This is a genomic window from Streptomyces fuscigenes (genome assembly GCF_021556455.1).
GTDB classification, from domain to species: domain Bacteria; phylum Actinomycetota; class Actinomycetes; order Streptomycetales; family Streptomycetaceae; genus Streptomyces; species Streptomyces fuscigenes.
In genome coordinates this window covers 1-4558 of the sequence record NZ_JAKGCV010000435.1, presented here as the reverse complement: position 1 = coordinate 4558, position 4558 = coordinate 1, and the positions used below count along the sequence as shown (strand labels likewise).

The 4558-nt window shown below is 75.8% G+C and carries 5 protein-coding genes; 2 read left to right on the top strand and 3 right to left on the bottom strand.

Translation table 11 applies throughout. The features are described 5' to 3' along the window. Nucleotides 1–19 precede the first annotated feature (19 nt). Both L1885_RS24090 and L1885_RS24085 read right to left on the bottom strand, forming a co-directional pair. On the bottom strand, nucleotides 20–862 hold the full coding sequence (locus L1885_RS24090; RefSeq protein WP_235799268.1) for a carbon-nitrogen hydrolase family protein: 843 nt from the start codon (nucleotides 860–862) through the stop codon (nucleotides 20–22). A gap of 11 nt (nucleotides 863–873) precedes the next feature. Next, nucleotides 874–2199, bottom strand: coding sequence for an MFS transporter (locus L1885_RS24085; RefSeq protein ID WP_235799269.1), 1326 nt, complete (start codon nucleotides 2197–2199; stop codon nucleotides 874–876). 276 nt (nucleotides 2200–2475) lie between these two features. Here L1885_RS24085 and L1885_RS24080 point away from each other — a divergent pair, with 276 nt between their 5' ends. Both L1885_RS24080 and L1885_RS24075 read left to right on the top strand, forming a co-directional pair. Continuing rightward, nucleotides 2476–3168 (top strand): DUF2848 domain-containing protein, encoded by a 693-nt coding sequence (locus L1885_RS24080; protein ID WP_235799267.1) that lies wholly within the window; start codon nucleotides 2476–2478, stop codon nucleotides 3166–3168. 198 nt (nucleotides 3169–3366) lie between these two features. Beyond that, nucleotides 3367–4116 (top strand): GntR family transcriptional regulator, encoded by a 750-nt coding sequence (locus L1885_RS24075; protein WP_235799266.1) that lies wholly within the window; start codon nucleotides 3367–3369, stop codon nucleotides 4114–4116. Between the two features lie 5 nt (nucleotides 4117–4121). On the opposite strand, the gene L1885_RS24070 is transcribed toward L1885_RS24075, so the two are convergent. Next, the coding region (locus L1885_RS24070) for a cupin domain-containing protein (protein WP_235799265.1) at nucleotides 4122–4558 on the bottom strand (437 nt) is incomplete at its 5' end.

Sequence of the window (4558 nt, the reverse complement as noted above, 5' to 3'; positions counted from 1 at the left end):
CGCGGCCGGGCGGCGGCGGTCAGTCCGGCGCGGGCGCGTCCCCCGCCGGCCGCCGCGCCGGCGCGTCCACCGGCAGCCGCCGGTTGGCGAGGACCGGGATCGCCGCGCGGACGCGCTCCGTCTCCGCCGGGTCGAACTCGACCGTCAGGACGTCGGGTTCACCTCCCATACGGGCGCGCACGCTCCCGTCGGGGCCGACGAGGAGGCTGCGGCCCACGCCGTTCGGCGCGGCGGTCGGCGCCTCCGGGTCCGCGCCGGGGGAGGGGAGGGCCTGGTCGACGGCCGCCAGCCAGACGGTCGCGTCGAGGGCCCTGGCCCGCACGAGGAGCTCCCACTGGTCGGCCTTGCCCGGCCCCGCGCCCCAGGACGCGGGGAGCAGGCACAGCGTGGCGCCGGCGTCCGCGTGGGCGCGGAACAACTCGGGGAAGCGCACGTCGTAGCAGGTGGCGAGGCCGATCCGGATCCCCGCCAGGTCGAGGGTGACCACCCGCCGACCGGCCGCGACCGTGTCGGACTCCCGGTAGCCGAACGCGTCGTAGAGGTGGATCTTGTCGTAGCTCTCCGCCACCCCGGGGCCCGTGGCCAGCAGGGTGTTGGCCACCCTGCCGCCCGCGGGAGTGAACATGCCGGTCACGACGCTGACCCCGGTCTCGGCGGCCAGCTCGCTCACCGCGCGCGCCCAGGGCCCGTCCAGCGGCTGGGCCAGGGGCCGCAGGGGGACGCCGAACCGGGCCATGGCGGCCTCCGGCGCGACCGCGAGGTCGGCGTTCTCGTCGGCCGCCCGCCGCACGGCGCCGCGCAGCGCCTCCAGGTTCTCCTCCGGGTCCTGCGTCGACCTCAACTGGCACAGGCTGATCCGCATCGGTGCACTCCTCACTTCCTGCTCGAACCCGGTACCGCGTGCGGCCGGGCGCCGTTACCGGTGATCTGTCGCGCCGCGGAGTCCGCCCGGTCCCCGCCCCGCCCGCCGTCCCGTCCGAGCAGGACCCCGGCCACCGTCACCACCGCGGTCACCCCCACGTACCCGGCCAGGGGCAGCCAGCTGCCGAAGGATCCCAGCAGCGCCGTGAACACCAGCGGCGCGACGGCCCCGCCGATCACCCCGGCCAGCGTGTAGGCGAGGGACGAGCCCGTGTAGCGCAGCCGCTCGCTGAACTGCTCCGCGACGAAGGCCGCCTGGGGCCCGTAGAGCAGCGAGTGGATCACCAGGCCGAGGATCACGCCCACGACCAGCAGGCCCCAGGACCCCGTGTCGGCCATGGGGAAGAAGACGAACGGCCAGACCCCCGCCGCGATCGCGCCCGCGAGGTACATCCGCCGCCGGTTCCACCGGTCGGAAAGCGCGCCGGCCAGCGGGATCAGCACGAGCTGCAGCGCCGAGCCCACGAGGACGGCGGTCAGGGCCTCGCCGCGCGCCATGCCGAGGCGGTCCGTCGCGTACGTCAGCACGAAGACGGTGAACAGCGCGTACAGGACGTCGGGCGCGACCCTCGCGAGCACCGCGGCCAGCAGCGCCCTGCGCTCCGTGCGCAGCACGTCGCGGACGGGGGAGAGGGAGCGTTCGCCGCTCTCGGCCATCCGCCGGAAGACGGGCGTCTCCTCCAGCCTGCTGCGGATCCACAGCCCGAACAGCACGAGCACGGACGACAGCAGGAACGCGATCCGCCAGCCCCACGTCAGGAACTGGTGGTCGCTCAGCAGGGCGCCGAGCGCGGCCAGCGCCCCGTTGGCCATCAGGTTGCCGGCGGGCGGGCCGATCTGGGCGGCGGACGCCCAGAAGCCGCGGCGCTCCTCGCTCGCGTGCTCGCTGGTCAGCAGCACCGCGCCGCCCCACTCGCCGCCCACTCCGACACCCTGCGCGAAGCGCAGCAGCACCAGCATGAGCGGGGCCGCCGGCCCGATCGCCGCCGCGGTGGGCAGGCAGCCGATCAGTACGGTCGCGGCGCCGATCAGCGTCAGCGTCCACACGAGGACCTTCTTGCGGCCCACCACGTCGCCGAGCCGGCCGAAGACGAATCCGCCGAGCGGCCGGGAGACGTACCCGACGGCATAGGTCGAGAACGCCAGCAGCGTCGACGTCAGCGGGTCGGACGACGGGAAGAACAGCTTGCCGAAGACCAGGGCCGACGCCGCCGAGTAGACGGCGAAGTCGTACCACTCCAGCGATGTCCCCGTCAGGCCCGCCACGAAGGCCCGCATCCGCGCGCCCCGCGCCGCCGCCCCGCCGCCGTCGCTCCCGCGCGGCGCCATGGCCGGCCGGCCGCTCACGCCCTCCACGGCTGATCACCTCCGTCTCGACAGGGAATCACGTCGGCGGTAATACTTGCTGTATACAGGAGGCATGCGCAACCCCCGCCGCCGGGAAATCCGGCGGCGCACGGCGGCCCGGCCGCACGGCCGGCCGGGGGTCCGAGCGCCCGCACGCGGCGCTCCGTCCGCGCGTCGGACGGATCCCGCAAGGAGAGAAGGAGACAGGTGAACTCCCTCACGTTCGAACTCCCCGACGGCTCGCGACGCACGGTCGAGGTCCGCACGGTCCTCAACGCCGGGTACGCGGGCCGCGAGCAGGACCAGGTCGCGGCCCACGTCGCGGAACTCGCCGAGCTCGGCGTGCCTGCCCCCGCCGCCGTGCCCGCCCTCTACCCGGTCGCGGACTACCTCGCCCAGCAGACCGCCGCCGTGCCCGCGCAGCACGCGCGGACCTCGGGCGAGGCGGAGTGGGCGCTCGTCGTGGACGGCGACGGCGACCTGCTGCTGACCGCGGCCTGCGACCACACCGACCGGGCCCTGGAGGCGCACGGCGTCGCGTGGAGCAAGAACGCCGCCCCGGACGTGCTGGCCCGGCGCGCCTGGCGCCTCGCCGACGTCGCCGACCGGGTCGACACCCTGACCCTGCGCAGCTGGGTCACGCCCGCGGACGGCGGGCCGGAGGTACTGCTCCAGGACGGCACCGCGGCCGAACTGCTGCCGCCCGCCTACTGGGCGGACGTGCTGCGCGGACGCGGGGAGCTGGAACCGGGAACGGTCCTGCTGTCCGGCACCATCCCGATGCGCCCGGACGTCGACCAGTTCGCGGGCCGCTGGCGCGCCGAACTCGCCGACCCCGCGACCGGCGAGGCGTGCGAACTGGCCTACGACGTGGTGCCGCTGCCGGAGCCCATCGGCTGACATCCCGTCACCAGGCCTCGACGGGGGGCCGGGAGCCGGCAACCGGGAGCCGGGGGCCGAAAACCTCGGGTGGAGGCCGGCGGGCGCGGTCCGCGGGGCCGGGCCCGCGGACCGCGCCCGTGGGTCGGGGCGGGGCGCCCGCCGGCCCCTCCGTCCGGCGCGCGGCGCCCGGCCGCGGCCGGGCGACCGGCGGATACGATGAAGCGCACAGCGCGCCACATCGCGCACACGGCGCGCAGGAAGGCGGGGACGGTGACCGTGCCAGGCATCTCGGGACGCGAGAAGGCGTACGCGTACCTCCGGGACACCGTGATCGCCGACCCCGCCATGCTCGGCCGCTTCGTCAACGAACAGGCGGTCGCCGACAGCATCGGCGTCTCCCGCACCCCCATCAGGGAGGCCCTGCTGCTGCTCGCGGCCGAGGACCTCGTCCAGCTCATCCCGAAGAAGGGTGCCTACGTGGCACCGCTGTCGGGGCGGGAGGTCAGCGAGCTGATGGACCTGCGCTCCGTGCTGGAGTCGCACGCGGCGCGCGTCGTGCTGGCGCAGGACCGCGCGCCGGTGGCCGAGATGCGGCGGCTGGTCGAGGAGCAGGCGCGGGTCAGCGGGCCGGGCCAGGCCGCCCGGTTCATCGAACTCGACCACCACTTCCACATGGCGCTCGTGCGCACGGCCGGCAACTCCATCCTGACCCGGACCTACGAGGGCCTGAGGGCGCGGCAGGTGCGGTGCGGGATCACCGCCGTCTTCCGCTCCTCGGGCCGGCAGGACTCGGTCATGAAGGAGCACCGCGCGATCGCGGACGCGTTGGAGGCGGGCGCCGCCGACGCCGTGGCCGACGCGATCCAGACGCATCTCGACGCGACCCGCTCGGCGCTGCTCGCCTCCGGCGCGGCGGGCGCCGAGCCGTTCGGGTTCGGCCCGGCCGCGGGCGGACCGCCGGTGTGAGGCGGCTACCCGGCCGGCTCGGCCGGGTGGCGGATCTCCAGCATGACGCAGCCTCCGCGGGTGCGGTACGGCCCGTGCGGCATGCCGGGCGGCCGTGACGCGTAGTACCCCGCGCCGAAGGTCCGTCCGAGCGAGAGATCCTCCAACTCGCCCTCCAGCAGGTACACCTCCTCGTGGTACGCGTGCCGGATCACCCCGGCCGCCGTCGTGTCGAGCCCGGGCGCCCACCGCGCCAGCCGGGTCGTCTCCGCGTCCGACGCCCCCGCCGACAGCACACGCTCGTCGACGCCGGGCGCCCCGCCGGGCCGCCACGGGAGCGCCGACGCCTCGTAGAACTCGTGCTCGTCCTTCACGGCTGCTGCTCCTCGGCTCGCGGGCACGGGCGCCCCGGCGCGCAGGCCGGCCGGCCGTGCGCGGGACGGGGCGGGGCGCTCGCCGGACC

Bases quoted from the DNA above. Each gene is read 5' to 3' on its own strand.
- L1885_RS24090 (WP_235799268.1), bottom strand. From the start codon at position 862: ATGCGGATCAGCCTGTGCCAGTTGAGGTCGACGCAGGACCCGGAGGAG.
- L1885_RS24075 (WP_235799266.1), top strand. From the start codon at position 3,367: ATGAAGCGCACAGCGCGCCACATCGCGCACACGGCGCGCAGGAAGGCG.
- L1885_RS24085 (WP_235799269.1), bottom strand. From the start codon at position 2,199: ATGCGGGCCTTCGTGGCGGGCCTGACGGGGACATCGCTGGAGTGGTAC.